Genomic DNA, 19,749 nt, shown 5'->3' with positions numbered 1-19,749 from the left:
GATTTAACATGAGAAACATCCTGGGATTGGCTGTATTAGGGGTGGTTATGGCAGCACCAGTATCGGCAAAACAATCTCTTTACGTTTCCTATCCTCCTGCTAGCCATAAAACCACAGCTGACCGAATTTTCTTAATTGGCACAGCTCCACCGCCCGGAAAAGTGTTGGTAAATGGGAAGGCGATCGCGCGGAGCAAACAGGGGCATTTTGCTCCCAGTTTTCCGTTAAAGCCGGGAGAGAACCTCTTTACGGTGAGCTATCAAGGTCAAGCCGTCAAACTTAAAGTTACGCGGGCTGCCGCCCACCCTGAGCCACCAAAGGGGTTGGCATTTGCCAAAGATTCCCTGACTCCATCGCAGGATCTCGCCAGACTACCGGGTGAATTGCTATGTTTCGGCGCGGTTGCTCCTGTTGAGGCCAATGTTTCCGTCAATTTGGCGAATCAAACGATTCCGCTGACTAACCAACAGCAGGTTGTACAGCTACCAGCGAATTCTGCTGCCTTAACCGCACAAAATCAGCCCTATGCTGTCGCTGGGGCAGGACACTACCTGGGTTGTGCGGCAGCGGCGGCGGCGGCGGATTTGGGTCGTCCCCAGTTCAAAGTAGAAAAAAATGGGCAGATTGTGAGTCAGGAGGGACCGGCGAAGATTCAGATTCTCTCTCCAGCACAGCTAGAGGTGGCTGAGGTGATTGTTGATGCCGGGGTCGCCCGAACCGGGCCAAGTACAGATTATTCTCGCCTGACACCGCTGCCGAAAACTACGCGAGCTACAATTACAGGTCGAGACGGGGAATGGGTGCGCTTGGACTATGGCGGCTGGATTAACAGTAAAGAAGTTCAAATTGTCAAAGGTTCGGTGCCACCGCGATCGCTGATTCGCAGTATTCGCGCTCGGAAGATTCCCGGTGCCACAGAAGTCATTTTTCCCTTACAAGTGCCGGTACCGCTCGTTGTGCAGCAGGGCGATCGCACGTTGACATTAACGCTGTATAACACGACGGCGCAAACGGATATCATTCGCCTCGACCCCGATCCCGTTATTTCTCGCCTGGATTGGCAACAGGTCGCCCCAGAAACCGTTCAATATACCTTTAATCTCAAATCCGCCCAGCAATGGGGTTATACGGTGAGATATGAAGGCACGAGCCTGATTTTATCTCTGCGCCATCCCCCTCGTCTCACCTCTGGCCCCTCCCCTCTCCGTTCTCAGTCTTCCAACAAGCCTTTATCTGGAATCAAAATTGTTCTCGATCCCGGACATGGCGGTGAAGACAGTGGCGCAGGAGGGCCAACCGGCTATCCCGAAAAAGAGGTGACGCTCACCATGTCAAAGCTGATCGCCACTCAGCTGATTGCACGGGGTGCCACAGTGTACCTGACGCGGGAGGTTGATAAGGCGGTGTCGTTGCCAGAACGGGTAGCAATCATTGACGCAGTGAAACCGGCAATTTCGCTTTCAATTCACTACAATTCCCTCCCCGATGAAGGAGATGCCCAGAATACGCAGGGTTTTGGGACTTTTTGGTATCATCCCCAAGCCCACAGCTTAGCGATGTTTCTGCATAACTACATCGTGACTCAGGCGGGGCGTCCTTCCTACGGCGTTTTTTGGGATAACTTAGCCCTCGCGCGTCCTGCCTCTGCACCCTCTGTATTGCTGGAATTAGGTTTTATGAGCAATCCGGAAGAATTTGAATGGGTGGTCAATCCGCAAGCGCAGCAGAAGATGGCGGCAGCGATCGCAGAAGGCGTCACCCAATGGTTCAAAGTCGCTCGGTAAATACTCTTGTCGGCAGTAGGCTGGGTATGGGCATTCCCTTTGCAATGATTTGGGCAATGAATTCCCATCCCAGCAATACTAATTAAGTGCCTAATCGGAAGTCTTCGCTTCTGCGGCTTGTCTGACTTGCTCAATTGTCAAACTTAAAGCCTCTGCGACCTGTTCCACAGTCAACCCTAATGCCAATAATCGAGGCACTGCTTCTAACTTAGCTTTCAGTTCACCTTCTTGCAGTCCTTCTTCTTTAGCTTCCTGCATGACATCTTGAAAGTATCTAGTCTGCTTTAACTCACTGAATCCAAACATTGCTTCCATCTCCTGGCGAGTCATTTGTGGAAACTTGTACAAGACTATTGTCTCAATCAACTCTATAAGTTGCCGCCTGACCCCTTCATCAGCAATTTCTTGGCTGGCTTTATTAAGTAACTGCCTTGCCAAGTCAGCAGCTTTCTTTTTAGTCTCTACAACTAATTTCACCACGCCCACGCCAAGAGATCGATCTGCCGCTTCTCCTAATTCATCTAAATATATCCGTCGAATTCGCGGGCTTGTCAGTAATTCTCGATACTGGGGCTTCACACCTGGATCTAGGCTTTTGCTTCTAAAAATTACCACTCCTCTCCAATCGTTAGCTCGTTCGTATTGAGATAGGTAAAGGAAGATTTCTCCAAAAAAGCGCTGATAAAATCTTTCGTCGCGTTGAAATTGTACTTCTACAAAATAAATGGGTTGGTCAGCAGAATCGTCAAAGGGTAGAAATAAACCATGGAGGCGAAAGGCGGTTCGTTTGACTTCAACTGAGGTGAATTGATAGGTGTTGCCAGTTGATTCTGGCAACACCTATCAATTCAAAGAAGATGCTGGGAAAAGTTTGAAATAGTTGATAGAAAATACTGTCAGTTTTCACGCCTTCAGAGCCACTATTGGAAAAAAAATAGGGTGGGCACTGCCCACCCTATCGTGTTTACACAATAATTAAGCTGATTGAGCAATGTGATAAGGACTGGTTAATTTATCCAGCTGTTGCACTAACAGACTGAGGAATAAACCGACATCGGTGACGACGCCGACAGATTCGACAGAACCGCGATCGCTCAATTTGGTTACAACGGCTGGGTTAATATCCACGCAGACCATTTTCACCCCGGCTGGCGTCATATTTCCCACCCCAATTGAGTGCAGCATGGAAGAGAGCATCAAAATCATGTCTGCACCTTGCAGCAGTTGAGAATACTCTTCCTGAGCTTTAATTAAGTCCATCTGAGTATCTGGCAAGGGGCCATCATCGCGGATGGAACCGGCAAGGCAGAAGGGAACGCCATTGCGGACGCACTCATACATGACACCGCTGTTGATCGCACCATTCTCAACAGCTTTGGCAATACTGCCATAACGGCGAATCGTGTTAATTACTTTCAGGTGATGGCGGTGTCCCCCCCGAACAGCGACGCCTCGTTTCATATCCACACCCAGCGAGGTTCCCAACATGGACTGCTCAATGTCGTGAACAGCGATCGCATTTCCTCCTAGCAACGCCTGCACATAACCTTGCCGAATCAGATGCGTCAGGTGTTCGGCACCGCCAGTATGAATCACCACTGGCCCTGCTGTTACCACAACTTTACCGCCAGCATCGCGGATTTTGCGAAGTTCCCAGGCAACTTGTTCCACCACCAATTCCACGCGGCGTTCGCTGGAAACTCCGGCAGACATAAAACTGAATTCTTGGGTGTTGCGCTGTTCGCGGGATTCCGTCTTCCGCACCGTGCGGATACCGACGACATCAACCACCACCTGTTCGCCAAGTTCTAAATCCCGCAGCAGTTTACACCGTGCTACCCGTCCGTTGGGAGTTTGGGTAATAGCGATCGCGCCATCCATGCGCTGATCTTGCACCCGCACCCACTCCCCATTGATTCTGACTTCTGTGGGATAAATGGTGGACACATAGAAATCATCTGGCGCTACCCCAGCTTGGATGACATCTTCCAGCTTGGCATCACGCTCATCTTGGGGCAAATTCACCGCACCTAAATCGATGAGCTGCGACAATATCGCTTCCATCACATCGTGGGAAGGAGCCGACACTTTCACCTCCGCAGAGGAGGTACTTTGCCGTTGCTCTCCCAGGCTGAAGTTGAGAACCTGGAAGCTGCCCCCATTTTCTACGACTAAATCTAAAGCACGGTTGATTAAGCCGGAGTCCAGCAAATGCCCTTCTAGGCGAATTGTGCGACTTTCCACCGAGACATTGGCATGGACTTCTTCTCGGACGGGTTCTGTCACCCGTAGCGTCAGGCACTTGGCAGCACCACCGGCTTTCAAAAATTCCGTCAGCGGCGTTTCGATGACTTGGAATCCAACATCGGAAAGGCGTTTTTTGAGCGCCTCACTCGCCTTATTCATCACTACAACGTGGTCAATATTCACCGCGTTGCAGGCGAAATTCACTGCATCTGCTTCCTCGATGGCAATACGCTTCTCCGGCGCAACTCGCATTTCAATCAAGCGGTTGGTGTAAGAATCAAATGCGGGGGGGTAATACAGCAAATAGCCGCCACTCAGGGGACAGAAGCAGGTATCCAGATGATAGAACCGCTCATCCATCAATCGCAACGATAGCACTTCGATGTCGAGCCACTTTGCTAGCAACGGGTGCGAATCGAGTTCTGAGCGGAAGCCGTATCCCGCCCACAACCAGCGCCCCTCTCGATCCAGCAGCGCATCGCCCGCGCCTTCAAACGGCAAGTCTTTGGGCAGTTCATGCACCTTATAGCCTTTTTCCTCAAACCATTGCTTGAAATAAGGCTCCTCACCCTGCCGTTCTTTGTGGAAGAAGCGGCTCAGGACGACGGTATCTCCCAGCACCAGCCCAGCATTGGCTGTAAACACCATATCAGGCACACCGCGTTGGGGTGCAACCAAATCGACAATGGCATGGTCTTTGAGGACGTAGTGAAGCTTTTGCCATTGCTCGACGGCGCGATCGCGCGAGGATTTGTGAATATTGCCCTCCATCCAGGGATTAATCACATAATCCACGTCGTAATGGTCGGGAGCGCACATGAGGAAGCGGATCGAGGAGGTCATAAAAGAATCTCTAGTGAAATAGACAAGGGCAAACTCTTATTGGATACAGACTTTCTACGATCCAATTCTGTAGGACTTGTTACGAAATCTTTACCTCTTATTCGTAACAGCGAAAGTCAGCTCTAGAGGCTAATGTCTATTTTATTCCTTTACAACCCAAGGGACTTGACAAAAAGCGATTTATGGGAAATTTTTAACAGTTTCAGTGCAAATCGCTCCTATGTTTGATTAGCACTCCGTCGATATTGCAACAAGGTTGGAGGCCAAGTAGCTTGGGCTAATAAGGGCTGTAAATTTTTAGCAACGCGGGAAGCTAAAAGCTGGTGTCCGGCGGCATTTGGATGAATGATATCTTCCTGGCGATTTTTTGGATTATCGACAATTCCAGTTAAAACCTGCGGAATTAAATAAGCCTGTGTATCTTTAGCAACACGCTGATAAAGTTCATCATATTCATCTTCTATGTAGCCGAGATTGATTCCTAGCAGCACAACAATTGCTTTTTGTTGTTGAATCGAAGTTACGATTTGCCGCAAGTTTTGTTCTGTCTCAGTTTTGGGAATTTTTCGCAGAAAATCATTTCCGCCTAATTCAACAATTACCAGCCAAGGTTCTGCCGCGATCGCATCTTTTTGTAAGCGACTCAACCCCATTGCGGTTGTATCGCCGCTAACACCGCGATTCAGTATTGGCAAACCGAGTTGACGACTCAAGACACTAGGAAAAGCTTCTGTCTTGTCCACGCCATATCCAGAGGCGATGCTATCGCCTAAGACGATAACTTGCTTACCAGCACCCGCTTTGAGGTTTTTGACATCATCGAAATTGTTGCCGCAACTGGTAACAACCAGCAGGGAAGCGAACAGCAAACTAAAGAACCACACCCATCGGCGTTTTTTCATACACTTTTCCAATTCAACTCAACGATATTGCAGATGGTTGGCGGTAGGGGCAAAGAAGAAAGCGCGATCGCCTATGCCACTTAATCCAATATTATTAATGCGAATGCTTCACGCTTCTCTGCGATAGGCGAAGCATTCGGGGACAAAACTTGTCGTCAACTCTGAAATATCTTGACCCGAATGCTTCGCCCGTACTACTACTTTGTGGATGCGATCGCGCTTTGTCTACTTACTTTTTTCGGCGCGAAGCATCGATAATTAAGCAACCACCTTTAATCGCCATTTCACAGGGCACCCAGAGCAAGGGATTAGTTCCAAATAAGAGCAAACCAAGTCCGGATAAAACAATCAATCCAGCTTCAATCACAAATAAAGTAGCGACTACTTTGTCCAAAGACTCTTGATTTGGAACGTTGTCAGGAGGTTGATGCTGTTGCTGTTGTGATAGCATATCGATAGTAGCCCTAGCGCAAGGCATAGGGTGATAAACAAAAAAAACAAGAAAGTGAGTCAGCTCTGGCTCCTGAGTGGCATTAGGTTTCCAGAGTTGTTACAAGCATTGCAAACCCCTGATGAGGTGCTAACTCGTTGGGGGTTTGTTGATCTTTCTTAGATTCTACTCGAAATTTCCCGCATGGCAAGAGATATTGAAGAATAAAATAAAGAATGTCAAGGACATTTAGGGACACTTAAGGGACATTTAAGGGACATTTAGGGAAAGATAATAAGTAACCCTTGAGGACCCTCATAGAGAAAATGATCATTTTATGGCTGAAATCCGCAATCGCAACAGCGTTCAGGTAAATGAGGCTGGAAAGCAGAAACTCATAGAGGCTAAAGCTAGTAAACGCAATTATGAGGGCAAGCTTTGGACTTATTTGGACATTGCAGAATTCTCTGGAGTGAGTGAAAAGACGCTTAAGCGGTTTTTTGCGGGGCGATCTGTAGATTTGGATACTGCCAGCGCGATCGCCAAATCCCTAAATTTAGAACTAGCAGAGTTAATCGATCCGAAAGAGTCGAATCCTCCAGATGCAACGCCAGAAAACCGGATTGACTGGCGCGATATCTGCCACAAAATGCTGGAGGAACAGCTGAGGCGTTACCAATTCCGGCGACAAGCGACGGGTACGGGGTTGGGGCATGAAGTGAGTATCTATGTACCGCTGGGATTGGTGAAACCGACAACTCAGCCGCGACGCGGTGAGGAGTTTTGCCCATCCCCAGATGAGGGGCGGTTGCAATATCAGCTGAATGAGAAGGAAATTGAGAAGCGGTTTGAGGCGGATGCTTTTCTCCGGGAGGTGATTGAGGCGGGAGAGGGCAAGACGATTGCCATTATTGGGGAACCGGGGGCGGGGAAAAGTACGTGGTTAGAGCAAATTGCCCGTTATCTCAAGGATTCAGAAAATGTTTCCCGGTTGCCGATTTGCATTCAGCTGAGGAGTTTGGATGGGAAAACCTTGGAAGAGTATTTACTCCAGGTTTGGCTGAAGGAGGCGCTGTCTCTTCAAGGAATGGTGTTATCAGCCCAGATGCAAACTGAGTTGATGCAGTTGTTTAATTCTCATCAGGTGTGGTTGCTGTTGGATGGGGTGGATGAAATACGGGGGGATACATCCACGGGGGCAAATTCGCCTCTACAAGGAATTGCAAATCAGCTGAGGGGTTGGGTAGCGCAGGCGCAAACCCTGTTAACCTGTCGGCTGAATGTTTGGCAGGCGAACGATCGGGTAGTGCCGAATTGTGATGTCTATCGCACCCTGGATTTTGACGATTCGCAGGTGGGGGAGTTTATTGAGGAGTGGTTTGCCAAGGCGGGGAAACTCCAGTTAGGGAAGCAGTTACGGGAGAAGATAGACGAGTCGGGGCGGGAACGGATTCAGGATTTGATTAGAAATCCTTTGCGGTTGGCGCTGTTGTGTCAAACCTGGGGGGTGAAGCAAGGAGAGTTACCGAAGACGAAGGCGACGCTTTACCAGCGATTTCGAGAGGATTTCTATGAGTGGAAAAAGAACGAGTTTCCTATCAGCTGGCAGCAACGGCAGGAGTTGAATGTAGCGTTGGGAAGGTTGGCAGTTGCGGCGATTGAGAAGCAGACACCGCTGAGGGAGTCGCTGGTATATCAGGTGATGGGGGAATCTCTGTTTGAGTTAGCGCAGCAGATTGGTTGGCTAAATTTGGTGTACCGAGACGGGGAAACGGATGAACCCATCTATGCTTTTTTCCATTTAGCATTTCAAGAATATTTTGCAGCGCTGGCGATTGACGATTGGCACTTTTTCTTGACTCATAACAATGGCAATCCTCAACCGTTACCGGGCAATATTTACCGCATTTTTGAGCCGCAGTGGAAGGAGGTGATTTTGCTTTGGCTTGGGCGAGAGGATGTGGAAAGGGAGCAGAAAGAGCAGTTTATGCAGGCATTAGTAGAGTTTGAAGATGGGTGCGCGGAAGTCTTTCATAGACATCGATTTAGAGGATTTTATGAGTTTCGAGCCTATTTCCTAGCCTCAGCCGGGATTGCTGAGTTTCACGATTGTATCAAAATAGATGAAATAGTAGCGCAAATCGTTAAGTGGGGCTTTGGTTATTTCAACATTAACAAACAAGAGTGGCGGACATTTCTCGATCCGATTGCAGAGGCAGCGAGAGCATCGCTGTTGCAGACTAACCAGGGTATAGCCATTAATCAACTCATTGACTTATTGAAAACCGCAGAAGATGAGTCTACCTCTTGGATAGCTGCCGAAAGTTTAAGGAAATTTGGCACGGGAAACGAAGTGGCAATTGCTAGGTTACTCCGCCTTCTGGAAACCACAGAATCTGAGGATACCCGTAGGAGTGCTGCCGAAAGTTTGGGGGAAATTGGCATGGGAAATGAAGTGGCAATTGCTGGGTTACTCCGGATTCTAGAAACCATAGAATCTGAGGATACCCGTAGGAGGGCTGCCGAGAGTTTGGGAAAAATTGACCCTGGAAACGAAGTAGCAATTGCTGGGTTACTCCGGATTCTGGAAACCACAGAATCTGAGGATACCCGTAGGAGGGCTGCCGAGAGTTTGGGGAAAGTCTTGCAAAACCACCAGATGCCCTCAGCTGTCTCAGCTTTGCAGCACTGCTTAACACATGAGGTCTATGAAAGCAATTTTAACCTCTACGAAAACTGCTACAAAATTATCTGGCAGTGCGCTCAAACTTTACCTTACCCAACCTTTTATCAGACTTGGCATCATCCACCTATCACTCCTCCTCCAGAAGTTGCAGAAACTACCGAAGTTGGTTTCACTCCCTTTACCCAACCCCATAACTTGGCATTATTACCAGACCTTCTTCACACCGTCATCAACAACGATCCTCAGCTGAGGGACAAAGTACAATCCATTTGCATCGACAGCAGCAAATTCGAGAACCCAGATAATCCCGCCTCAGAAATTTACGCCGAGATGGTAATGCAAGGCTGTCCCGAACGTCAGAATGGGGAACCAGAAACCATGCAAGCTCTCAAAGTTTATTGTCAGCTAAAATGCCAGAAAGTTTTCTTAATTTTTTACGAAGACACAAGTAGCGAAACACCCCAAGGCTTTAGCCAAACTTTCCTCACATCTCTGAGCAAATTTAATAACGCAAGGAGAATTTGTGTAGTGAGCGAACAACCTTGTAATCTCCAAACATTCTCTCCAACTCAACCGAATTTAGTTGCAGATATTCTGAGTTGGATTAGAAACGAAGAGATGATGGAAGAATAAAGCGCGCTTCCTCCTCCTCAACCCCCTATTAAACTTCCTCTTTATATCAATTCACTCAGGCTGCTTGTGGTGAGTTGCCAAACCTGCGATAAAAGCTCCCATAACCATTCCCGCCCACAAGCCGCTGCTGCTGCCTTGCATATAAGCTCCCGGCATCATCCAAGCTTGACACGCTGTTTTGAATACTGCGAATTCCAAAGTATTTTTTGTCATATTTTCGCAGCGTTGATTATCAGCCAGTAACTTAATTTGTACACCCATGTAAGCACCGAAACAACCCGATGCTAACGCCATAAAAGTACAAATTAACATCCGTTTTTTATTCATGGCTAATGGCTAATTATTTGTAATGGCTAATGATATCAAATCCCGCTTATTCCCCAGTCGCCGGAACCCCACCCCGCCACAGCCTGCGGCTCCGGCTCCCCTCCCCGCTTGCGGGGAGGGGCTGGGGGTGGGGTTCTTTTACGGATTAGCTATCAACCATCAACCTGTGTTCCGCATCCCGGCAGCAATGCCGTTAATCGTTAACAGCGCCCCGCGTAGCAATTCGCCTTTACTGTAACGAGAATGGACGACACCAGACGCGGCTTGCTTACCATGTTGGCGCAGGCGTTTTAGCAGAGAGACTTGCAAGAAGCCCAGAGGGACAATCGTGCCGTTGCGTAACTGCACAGACCTTTGCAGGACTGGATCGCCATCCAACAGCCGTTTGTGACCCGCAATCGTCAGGACTAAATCGCAAGTGAGGTGAAACTCGCTCTTGATTTGCTCAAACAAGGCTTCAAAGCGATCGCGATCTTCCGGGTGGGATAACTCCCGCACGTAGTGGTGAGCAATCTGCAAATCGACTTTCGACAAGGTCATTTCTGCTTTAGAAATCGCCATCTTGAAGAAAGGCCACTTGAAGTAGAAATAACGCAGCAGCTTCAGATTTTCTTCGGGTTCTTCGTTCAAAAACTCCTGTAATGCTGTCCCGACGCCGTACCAACTCGGCAGCAGGAAGCGCGTTTGCGTCCAGCTAAACACCCAAGGAATTGCCCGCAGACTCGCCAAATCCTTTTTACCGCCGCGACGGGCAGGACGAGAGCTGATTTGCAATTGGCTGATTTCTTCGATGGGCGTCACTTGGTGGAAGAAATCGACTAAATCTGGTTGCTCGTAAATCAAGGCGCGATAGTGGGCACGCGATCGCGTCGCCAACTCTTCCATGATTTCGTTCCACGGCTCAATATCATCAAACCCGGTTCGCAGCAAGCTTGCCTGAATCACAGCAGTTGTCACCGCTTCCAGGTTGTACAGAGCTAATTCTGGCAACGAGTATTTAGAAGCCAGCACTTCCCCCTGTTCGGTAATTTTGATCCGCCCATTGATACTATGACCGGGTTGAGCCAGGATCGCTTCGTAGGCGGGACCGCCGCCGCGACCGACCGAACCGCCGCGCCCGTGGAAAATCCGTAAAGCGATGCCGTACTGTTCGGCGATTTTTTGTAGCACTTTCTGAGCTTTATGAATTTCCCAGTTACTGCTCAAGAAGCCGGAATCCTTGTTGCTGTCTGAGTATCCCAGCATCACCTCTTGCAGGTTATAGGTTGGAGATTCCAAGTTGGCAGGTTGGTTTGAATCCTCAACCTTTAACGCTTGCGAATCTTTAACGTTTTCGTATCCTCCCGCAAGACAAGCGCGATACAAAGGCAGTTCAAACAAATCTTGCATGACTGCGGGTGCCCGCTTCAGGTCTTCCACCGTTTCAAACAGCGGCACCACCATGATGCTGCTCTTTCCGGTAGAGGGGTCATACAGACCCGCTTCTTTTGCCAGCAGCAGCACTTCCAGAACGTCGCTGGCTTCCCGGTTCATGCTGATGATATAAGTTTGGCAAATTTGAGAACCAAACTCTAGCTGGAGCTGCCGCAGCATTCGGAAGGTTTCAACGGTTTCGCAAATTTTTTCAGAAAATGGCAATTCTGCTGGGATTAGCGGGCGCTTGGTTTGCAGTTCCGTTGCCAGCCACAGCGCGCGCTCGGCTTCCGATAGATCGTTGTATGCTTTGGGCAGAATTTGCAGGTATTGGGTTATTTCGTTGAAGGTGTCGGAATGACGGGTGCTTTCTTGGCGAATATCTAAGTGCGCCAAGTTGAAGCCATAGATTTCCACCTGGCAAATTAAATTTTCCAGATCCCGGCACGATAAACCCGTCTCAATCAGGTTCCGGTGAATCAGCCGCAGTTCTGCTAGAAATTCTTCTCCAGAGCGGTAAACGACGTGAGACTGGCTATCTGAGATTTGCCGATGCAAGTTTTCGCCATCCGAAAGCCGCCGGTTGCGATCGCTGGTATTTTGCAGACGCTGCTGAATGTATGCCAGCTTGAGGCGGTAAGGCTCTTGTCGGTATCGAATTGCCAGATGCTCGTATACTTCTGGCATTTGCGACCGATCCTGCTCTAAGGAGTCCAGCAAATCTGGCAAGACATCGCTCCAGTGCAACGACAAGCTGAGCTGATTTGTCAGTTGCCGCAACGATTGGATATACTTCTCCAGCACTAAACCGCGCTGATAGCAAGCGGTTTGCCAAGTGACTTTCGGTGTAACTGAGGGGTTTCCATCCCGGTCTGCCCCCACCCAAGAACCAAACTGGCAGAAGTTGTTTACAGGGGGAGTAAGTCCCGGAAAAGAAGCTTTTAAGGCGCGTTTTAGGCGTTGATGAAGCTGGGGAATCGTATCAAACAACACTTCCTGGAAGTAGTGGAGGGTGTAATCCACTTCATCCAACACCGTTGGTTTAAATTGATGCAGTTCGTCGGTGCGCCACCAGAGGCGAATTTCTTCGGTTAATTGTTCGATGCAAGCCTCTGCTTCCCAAGAAGTCGTCAAACCTAAGGCTCTAAATTCTTCTTCTGCCTGGTCTAGCTGTTGCAGAATCTTAGCAATCCGCTGCTGTTTGCCGCGAATCGTATGGCGAACAATTTCCGTCGGGTGAGCGGTAAAAACTAGCCGCACGTCCAGATTATCAATCAACCGCTGGATTTGCTGCGGAGGCACATTCATCTGGCGTAAATGGGGAAACAACCCGTGGAATGTCCCGGCATTTCGTTTAGCTGTACCATCGTGGTGCCAGCTCTTTTCAAGCAAATCCGCGCCCGGTCCGCCGTTTTGGTTTTCTTCCTCCATGTCCTCTGGCGACAACACAATGGCGGAGTCCCCATCTCCTTGCAGGCTAGGAAGTTTACGCGGTGCTGCCTCACCAGCAGGAGCATTGTATGTAGCACGTCGGGAAAGCTGCTGATCGCGCTGTTCGTAGTGCTGCTCGACGATGTTAATGAGCTGGAAGTAGAGAGCAAAGGCGCGTGAGGCTCGAATCGCTGCATTGAGATCAAGCTTTTCGATCAGCTGAGGCACTGATTCAGGCAATTCTGTTGCCTGTCCTTCTGGCGAACACCTCGATCGAAGTTGATTAAGCAGATCGACCAGTTCCTGACCGCATTCCTGTTGGAGAACAGACTCCCATAAGTCCTCCACCACTTTGAGGCGATGACGTAAAAATAAAGCAGAAGTAGATGTTACCGTCAATGGCTGATCCGTCGATTGCAGTAGGGAACTCATAGAGTCTATTCTCTCTAAAGAAGAATAATCACCTAATTTTAGGGTTTCTAGTCCCAGCAAGTGGTTTACAGCGAACACCAACTGGGTTTTTCCAGAAAAAGGGAGGGGTTGCGAACTGACTCTTTCAGCGCTAGGCTAACGCCTCGCTTCAAAGACACGCGATCGCGTCCTAGTTTGTCGGCGAGCGTATTTTTATCTACTCCCGGCTACTCTCCTTCATTTTCCCCTTCCTGTGATGTGTTTCCTGAGTTGGGTACGTGGAGAACCGGCAAGCGATCGCCCCGAAATACTTCCTCACTATTTTGTCCAATGGCGCATAGCAATTCGCTGACTGCTTTGATGCCTAAAACTCCGAGTAGCATCGGCACCGTGGCTAAACTCAACAAAATTTCGGGAGTTGCAGACGTTGCATTCTCGGCGGTTGACGGTTGCTTTTTGTTAGGAAGAGTTTGCATGGGAGAAGGTCTAGATGAAAACTAATTTTTTTTTAGACAAACAAATAAAAGAGGTCAGAATTTAAACAGCACAAGGGGCACTTATCCTTCTAGTTTATGCATCTGAATAATACAGCGATAGCTTCCTAGGGCATAGTAGGAAGGGAACACGCTCCTCAGCGCTACTGTCCTAAGCGCGGGGCGTTCGGCAAATAGCTATGGCAGAAGGGCAATAATTCGGTAGCACCAATGGCAGTCTTGTGTAAGACTACTGAGAATCTAGAAGCAATTGTACAAAGCTTGGGGACGTTCGGAGCGGTTAACGCTTGCTGAAGTATTAAGTATGAAGTATTAAGTATGAAGTATGAAGTGTGAAGTATGAAGTGTGAAGTATATCCTGAAATTTTGGTGTTCAACCAATTTTTCATCCTTTGTGACAACCTTTAAGCGCGACTTCCAATCGCAGGGTGCGCCCTCCGGGCTACAGCGTTCATGCTTCATCGTCTTTTCATCTGTTGCAAGTCCAGGGTACTTTCTTTGTGATGTTGGATGCCGATCCGATCGCCTATTTAGAGGGTCAATCCTCCCTCGCCCAGTGGGTTTCCCGCGCTATCGGTCTTCCGGAAGTGCGCCTACGATTTCGCTTACGAGGGAATAACCTGCATATTCTTTGTGAAGGCTCCGAATGTCCGCCTGCTGGACCCGTTGTGAGCCGATTTGTCGAGGCACTGAAGGGGAAGGAAGGGGGAGCTGGGTTCCCCCCGCAAGAAGCTCCCATTGACCAGGTGATTCTTTATGGTCGGAAACTGGGCATCCAGCGCCCAGACTGGATCAAGCAAATTCACCTAGAGCGGCTGCAACTGCATCAGGCGTCAGATGCCGCAGGCGTGGCTGCTGCTGCGACGCCGACGGATGGGCAGGAAATGACCGCCGAGCAAGGAGCAACTAGCGATGCTGACGGGCTGAGAGTCTCCAACCGCAGCCTCGCTCGCTCCGGTCAACCAGAAGCGATCGCGCGTTATCTGAGCGAAACGCTCAGCCCAATGGGAGTCGGCGTCAAGGTCGTGATTCAGACACTTGGGAGGGAGCCAGGAAGCCGGGGAACCGGACAACATCAAGAATTGTCCCCTGCTTCACCAGCGGTTTCCCGTCGTCTGTGGGTACTTTGCGATTCTAACTACAGCACCGATGAGTCGTTGATGGCGGAGCCGGTGGCGGCTCAGTTACGAAATTTGAAGCTAGAAGGGTTTCGGGATGCTGTGATTTGCAGCCAGGTTCGAGGAGAAGCGGCTCCCGATTGGCGGTTGCGGGTGGATCTGACCCCTCCAGAAGAAATGCTCAAGGATTGGGCGCGTTGGGGAGATATCCAAGCGATCGCCCGCTTGCTCAATCAAGTGTTAAACGCGCAGGAGATGCAAATCTCCGCAGTTCTGAAAGATTCAACGCTGCATTTATTTTGTAGCCAGAAGCTCTTCAAGCAGCTAAAAGCAGCGGGCGACACCGCATCTGCCACGAGCGATGCGGCTGAGATTGCGATCGCTGCACCCGATCGAAAAACCGCAACGAGTGCGATCGCTCCCGTTTTAGAGTCTCTGACAACGCAAGGCATTCACGCCGCCACCATTTACGGCGTCGAGACTCACGGTGTAACACCAGTCCCGGAACAAGAAACGCCAATCTGGATTGAATGGCTGAATTTACCTGCGTCCAGAGATCCCGCGTTAGCAGAATCTACTTTGGAATTGGCGCAACGGGGCGATCTGAACGCAATTCAGTTTTTATTGCAGCGCTTACTCAATCCCGACCTAGACGAGCGATTAACAACGGGTGGCATTCGTTTATCTCTGCGCCGCAAACAAGATTTGTTGCACATCATGAGCGAGGCACTCTCTAGTCCGCAGCAATCTGCCGTCGGGCCACCTGTTGCCAAGTTTCTGCGCGGGTTGGCGATTCCTGGCATTAAAGGGGTGCGAATTTATGGGCGTCGCGCCGGTCACTCCACCCCCTTGTGGCAGATGGGCGTTGATTTCACCCCTCGCAAACGCCTGGTACCGGAAGCAACCCCAGAATTTGCTGCCAGCGATGTTTATCTAGGAGATATCCTCTCTGGCAGTAACGAACCCGTTCTGCGTTCTGATGTCACCAAGGAAGACCTCAAAGCAGCCGCTAACGCTGTCTCTTTCAAAGTGACTCGAACCATCCAGCAATGGCTATGCGCTTCCCAATTGTTTATTCCCACAGTGGAGATTAAAGACCTGGCACCCGTCGCCTCAGGTAAACTTAGCAATTCCACCTACACTTATTACCAAGGTTTCGTCGTGGCTTTGGTCTGGGGGATGCTGGGATTCTTGCTCACGGTGCAAACGGATTGGTTTCTGTCTGCGATCCTGAAGTCAAAACCACCCATCAATCAAGCGTCAGCGGTCAGCGGCAAATCAACCCTTGACCCGCGAGAACCGATCGAGGATACGTCAGTTCCCTTGCCCCAGATGTCTTTGCAAAAATCTCGTGGTTCAGAGGCTCCTGTCTTCAACTCTGAAGGATTCACTCGCCAAGGAGATATCACGGTAAGGAACGAGGGTGAAAAGTCCCAGCGGAATGCCGCATCAGCAGCAATTTTGGCAGCCGCGCGAAGTTCTAATCCCTCTTTTAATAACCGCCTGTTAGACGAAAAAGTGGCTCTCTACCAACAGATGCTGTTACAAAGACGGGGAGTTCCCCCGGATGTTTGGATAGTCGGCAGTTCTAGGGCAATGCGAGGGGTCGATCCTCAAGCGCTGGAAGAAGCACTGGCAGCGCAGGGATATCCGGGTGTTCAGGTGTTTAACTTTGGCATCAACGGGGCGACGGCTCAAGTAGTAGATTTGATGGTTCGCCAAGTTTTGACGCCAGAGCAACTGCCAAAACTGATTATTTGGGCGGATGGTGCCAGAGCGTTTAATAGCGGGCGGATAGATGCTACCTATAATGCGATCGCTAACTCGCAAGGCTACCAACATCTGCTTGCCGGTACTTTCCCCAAGCAGAATTCAACCCCAGGAAGTCCCAGCCGAACGACGGCGGCACCACCGGCAAAAACTCCGGCGACGGCGGATAAAGGAGCCAGCGGTTCCTTAACGCAAAGCTATCAAATGGTTAATAATTGGCTCAATGAGACGCTAGGAACATTCTCAGCGACTTATCCCCAGCGCGACCAAATGAAAACGCGGTTGCGGGATCTGTATGTTGTTTGGGCAAAACCAGCGAAAACAACTTCTGAGGGAGCTACCGATACTCCCCAAGCATTGACAGCCAGCCAATTTGCCATCGATTTTGATGGCTTCCTTCCCCTCACCGTTCGTTACAATCCTGCCACCTACTACAAGCAATATGCCAGAGTCAGCGGCGACTATGACAGCGATTACTACGCTTTCAAGATGGAAGGCAAGCAAACCCAAGCACTAGAATCGCTGCTGCAATTTACCCAAGCGCGTCAAATTCCGATTGTTTTTATAAACCTGCCTTTGACCCAGGATTACTTAGATCCAGTACGCATAGAATATGAGCAAGAATTTCAGCGGTATATGCGATCGCAAGCAATCCAAAAAGGGCTGATTTTCCGAGACTTAAATCAGCTTTATCCTACTCAACACGATTATTTTTCCGACCCCAGCCACCTCAACCGCTACGGTGCTTATGAAGTTTCTAACCAGCTAGCCGAAGATCCCATGATTCCCTGGCCTGCTAAATAGGACTGAGTTAAGAGGACTGAGGACTGAGTGAACCAGGAGTGGAATGAGTGCCCAATACCCAAGCTGAATTTATCCCGTTCTTTTACTTAGTTCAATTCTTCTTGTTTACCCTTAGTTTCCTGCTAAATAGGATTGAATCATGTTAGCGCGGCACGAAGTGCGGACTGAGGGCTGAGTGAGTCAGGAGTGGAATGATTACCGAATACCTAAGATGAATCTCTCTCATTCTTTTACTCAGTTCAATCCTTGTTGTTTACCCTTATTTTCCTGCTAAATAGGACTGAGTCATATTAACGAAGCGGCACGAAGTGCGGACTGAGGACTGAGTCAATCAGGAGTAAAATGAGTGCCCAATATCCAAGATAAACTTCTCTCATTCTTTGACTCAGTTCAATTCTTCTTATTTACCCTCAGTCCTCAGCCTTCAGCCCTCAGTCCTCAGCCCTCAGCCCTCAGTCCTTACTCCTCAGTCTTCAAAAATGACTTTTATCTCTCTTATCTACGGAGTTTTTCTGCTCAGCGTTTTGGGAATTTACTGGTCGTTCCAAAAACAGTCTTTGCAGATGTGGACGTTGCTTGTTGTCAGTCTGGTTTTCTATACCTCACTGCAAGCGCCAACTTTGGTGAATGAGCATTGGCTGCAAATTTTAGCTTCGCCGCAAGTCGCCTATATTCCTTTGCTGATTGCTATTACTTTGATGAACTTCAGCTTAGGTAAGGCAATTGGAGAAAATACAGCATTAGGGATGTACGCGACCGATCTCCATGAAGATTGGCAATTCGATCAAGCGTTTTGGAATCGTCAGCGACTAAAGTTTTTATGGTTGGGGATTGTTCTGAATGTCTTATTGTTGGTGAGCTTTAAGTATGTACCTTTCTTCTTAAATTCGGTGGCGGGCTTCTACGAACAATTCACCGGAACATCGCTACCCGTTGCCGAAAATAGCGCCAGTTGGGTCAGCACTCACTTAATTGCGCCTTTAGGTTTGAGTTTCTTTTCTTTTGAGTGCATTGCTTATTTAATTGATGTATATCGTGGTGCCCCAGCGACGGAGCGATTTCTCGATTTTGCAGCTTATAAGTTATTTTTTCCCAAGCTAATTGCAGGGCCAATTACTCGTTATCATCAATTCTCAACTCAGCTCAAAACGCTGCAATTTCCAACGCTTAATCAGATTACGGAAGGATTGTGGCTGATTGCCTGCGGTGCAGTTAAAAAAGCGCTTTTGGCAGATCGGCTGGGAATTTTTGTCGATTTGTGTTTTGGTAACTTAGAGCGAGCGAGCAGCGGCGATTTGTGGTTAGCGATCGCTGCCTACGGACTGCAACTCTATCTGGATTTTAGTGGGTACGTAGATATCGCCCGTGGTAGTGCCATCCTCTTAGGCTTCAATCTCCCGGAGAATTTTAATTTTCCTTACTTCAGTACCAGCATTGCTGATTTTTGGCGGCGCTGGCATATTACGCTAGGCGATTGGTTGCGAAACTACCTCTATTTTCCCTTGGGGGGTTCGCGCCAAGGGCTGCGCCGTACCTGCCTGAATTTGCTAATTATCATGTTAATTGCTGGGATTTGGCATGGAGCGGCTTGGGGCTATGTCGTCTGGGGTGCCTATCACGGTCTTGCTTTAGTGGCTCACCGCCTCACAGAAGCCCACTCCCGCCAGTCTGAGAAAGCTAGAAATTGGTGGAAAAGCCTTCCGGGTGTACTGCTTGCGTGGTTGCTAACCCAGTTTATGGTGTTCACATCCTGGATTTTCTTCCGCCTACCGAATCTGAAACAATCCAGTTGGGTGATTCAGCACCTTTGGGGTCAGTCTGCTGATGCCCAGTTTGCCGAAAAAGTCTACGGGGAGGCGCTGGGTGTGAATGCATCTCAGTTAGGTTTACTGCTTTGGCTGCTAGCAGCGTCGATGCTCCTCGTTTATGCCGTCCATCGGGGTCTCAAGTTACAGCTTAATTGGCCTCTGAAGCTGCTGCTGGTGCCATTGTGTTTCTACATTGTCTGGATATTTGCGCCCCAAGGTGGTCTTCCCTACATTTACTTTGATTTTTAGGGCATTACATTAAGCGATCTCCCGCTACTCCTGGCTGACACGTCTCGCTTGCGATCGCTAACCCTACCGCATTCTCAGCCACTCATAAGTAAATGAAATGACAGTGATTCGGATTTATGAACAAAAAAAGACTGGACAAATACGAATAAATGTAAATATTATTAAATACAAGGCGAGACAAACTTCGCCTCATTCATACCGAACCTAGAAAATTCAAAGCACTCATAAAAACATGACCACAACCTTACAAAGACGCGAAAGCGCCAACGTATGGCAACGGTTCTGTGATTGGGTCACATCAACCGACAACCGCCTGTATGTAGGCTGGTTCGGCGTTCTGATGATCCCAACCCTACTGTCTGCCACCATCTGTTTCATCATCGCCTTCATCGCCGCTCC

Annotated in this window: 12 protein-coding genes and 1 pseudogene; 5 read left to right on the top strand and 8 right to left on the bottom strand. The window is 49.1% G+C overall.

Annotation, left to right across the window (positions count from 1 at the left end):
- Positions 1–8 precede the first annotated feature (8 nt).
- Entirely contained in the window at positions 9–1,784 is a 1,776-nt protein-coding gene (locus H6F52_RS16905) for an N-acetylmuramoyl-L-alanine amidase (RefSeq protein ID WP_190536179.1), read from the top strand.
- A gap of 90 nt (positions 1,785–1,874) precedes the next feature.
- Here the strand turns inward: H6F52_RS16905 and H6F52_RS16900 are convergent, their stop codons facing one another.
- From H6F52_RS16900 to H6F52_RS16885, 5 genes are all read right to left on the bottom strand, one after another.
- The gene (locus H6F52_RS16900) at positions 1,875–2,624 is read right to left on the bottom strand and encodes an Rpn family recombination-promoting nuclease/putative transposase (RefSeq protein ID WP_347276225.1); all 750 of its coding nucleotides are present in this window, start codon (positions 2,622–2,624) and stop codon (positions 1,875–1,877) included.
- Complete coding sequence (locus H6F52_RS26470) at positions 2,578–2,691, bottom strand: DUF2887 domain-containing protein (protein ID WP_347276224.1); 114 nt, start codon at positions 2,689–2,691, stop codon at positions 2,578–2,580. The genes H6F52_RS16900 and H6F52_RS26470 overlap by 47 nt, the downstream gene beginning before the upstream one ends.
- 68 nt (positions 2,692–2,759) lie before the next feature.
- Complete coding sequence (locus tag H6F52_RS16895) at positions 2,760–4,874, bottom strand: TIGR00300 family protein (protein WP_190536178.1); 2,115 nt, start codon at positions 4,872–4,874, stop codon at positions 2,760–2,762.
- 218 nt (positions 4,875–5,092) lie between these two features.
- Positions 5,093–5,776 (bottom strand): GDSL-type esterase/lipase family protein, encoded by a 684-nt coding sequence (locus tag H6F52_RS16890; protein WP_190536177.1) that lies wholly within the window; start codon positions 5,774–5,776, stop codon positions 5,093–5,095.
- A 229-nt stretch (positions 5,777–6,005) separates the two neighbouring features.
- Positions 6,006–6,227 carry a hypothetical protein gene (locus H6F52_RS16885; protein ID WP_190536176.1) on the bottom strand — a complete coding sequence of 74 codons (222 nt, stop codon included), beginning with the start codon at positions 6,225–6,227 and terminating at the stop codon, positions 6,006–6,008.
- A gap of 316 nt (positions 6,228–6,543) precedes the next feature.
- Here H6F52_RS16885 and H6F52_RS16880 point away from each other — a divergent pair, with 316 nt between their 5' ends.
- Positions 6,544–9,525: a HEAT repeat domain-containing protein gene (locus H6F52_RS16880; RefSeq protein ID WP_190536175.1), complete on the top strand. Its 2,982-nt coding sequence runs from the start codon at positions 6,544–6,546 to the stop codon at positions 9,523–9,525.
- A gap of 51 nt (positions 9,526–9,576) precedes the next feature.
- On the opposite strand, the gene H6F52_RS16875 is transcribed toward H6F52_RS16880, so the two are convergent.
- The 3 genes from H6F52_RS16875 to H6F52_RS16865 form a co-directional block, all read right to left on the bottom strand.
- Positions 9,577–9,852, bottom strand: a complete 276-nt coding sequence (locus tag H6F52_RS16875; RefSeq protein ID WP_190536174.1) for a hypothetical protein — start codon at positions 9,850–9,852, stop codon at positions 9,577–9,579.
- A 159-nt stretch (positions 9,853–10,011) separates the two neighbouring features.
- Entirely contained in the window at positions 10,012–13,128 is a 3,117-nt protein-coding gene (gene ppc, locus H6F52_RS16870; protein WP_190412848.1) for a phosphoenolpyruvate carboxylase, read from the bottom strand.
- A 206-nt stretch (positions 13,129–13,334) separates the two neighbouring features.
- Positions 13,335–13,583, bottom strand: a complete 249-nt coding sequence (locus H6F52_RS16865) for a hypothetical protein (protein ID WP_190536309.1) — start codon at positions 13,581–13,583, stop codon at positions 13,335–13,337.
- A 446-nt stretch (positions 13,584–14,029) separates the two neighbouring features.
- Between H6F52_RS16865 and H6F52_RS16860 the strand changes: the two genes are divergently transcribed.
- The 3 genes and pseudogenes from H6F52_RS16860 to H6F52_RS16850 all read left to right on the top strand — a co-directional run.
- Positions 14,030–17,293 (top strand): DUF1574 domain-containing protein, encoded by a 3,264-nt coding sequence (locus tag H6F52_RS16860; RefSeq protein WP_347276223.1) that lies wholly within the window; start codon positions 14,030–14,032, stop codon positions 17,291–17,293.
- Positions 17,294–17,772: 479 nt separating this feature from the next.
- Entirely contained in the window at positions 17,773–19,350 is a 1,578-nt protein-coding gene (locus H6F52_RS16855) for an MBOAT family protein (RefSeq protein ID WP_190536293.1), read from the top strand.
- A gap of 232 nt (positions 19,351–19,582) precedes the next feature.
- Positions 19,583–19,749, top strand: a pseudogene (locus H6F52_RS16850) (photosystem II q(b) protein); the annotation flags it as partial.

This window comes from Coleofasciculus sp. FACHB-542, from assembly GCF_014695825.1.
GTDB lineage: Bacteria > Cyanobacteriota > Cyanobacteriia > Cyanobacteriales > FACHB-T130 > FACHB-T130.
The sequence above is the reverse complement of the archived record's forward strand: the minus strand, read 5'-3'. Positions and strand labels throughout refer to the sequence as shown.

Excerpts from the sequence above, each read along its gene's own strand:
- H6F52_RS16905 (WP_190536179.1), top strand. The coding sequence starts at position 9 with ATGAGAAACATCCTGGGATTGGCTGTATTAGGGGTGGTTATGGCAGCA.
- H6F52_RS16895 (WP_190536178.1), bottom strand. The coding sequence starts at position 4,874 with ATGACCTCCTCGATCCGCTTCCTCATGTGCGCTCCCGACCATTACGAC.
- H6F52_RS16890 (WP_190536177.1), bottom strand. The coding sequence starts at position 5,776 with ATGAAAAAACGCCGATGGGTGTGGTTCTTTAGTTTGCTGTTCGCTTCC.
- H6F52_RS16885 (WP_190536176.1), bottom strand. The coding sequence starts at position 6,227 with ATGCTATCACAACAGCAACAGCATCAACCTCCTGACAACGTTCCAAAT.
- H6F52_RS16880 (WP_190536175.1), top strand. The coding sequence starts at position 6,544 with ATGGCTGAAATCCGCAATCGCAACAGCGTTCAGGTAAATGAGGCTGGA.
- H6F52_RS16875 (WP_190536174.1), bottom strand. The coding sequence starts at position 9,852 with ATGAATAAAAAACGGATGTTAATTTGTACTTTTATGGCGTTAGCATCG.
- ppc (WP_190412848.1), bottom strand. The coding sequence starts at position 13,128 with ATGAGTTCCCTACTGCAATCGACGGATCAGCCATTGACGGTAACATCT.
- H6F52_RS16865 (WP_190536309.1), bottom strand. The coding sequence starts at position 13,583 with ATGCAAACTCTTCCTAACAAAAAGCAACCGTCAACCGCCGAGAATGCA.
- H6F52_RS16855 (WP_190536293.1), top strand. The coding sequence starts at position 17,773 with ATGACTTTTATCTCTCTTATCTACGGAGTTTTTCTGCTCAGCGTTTTG.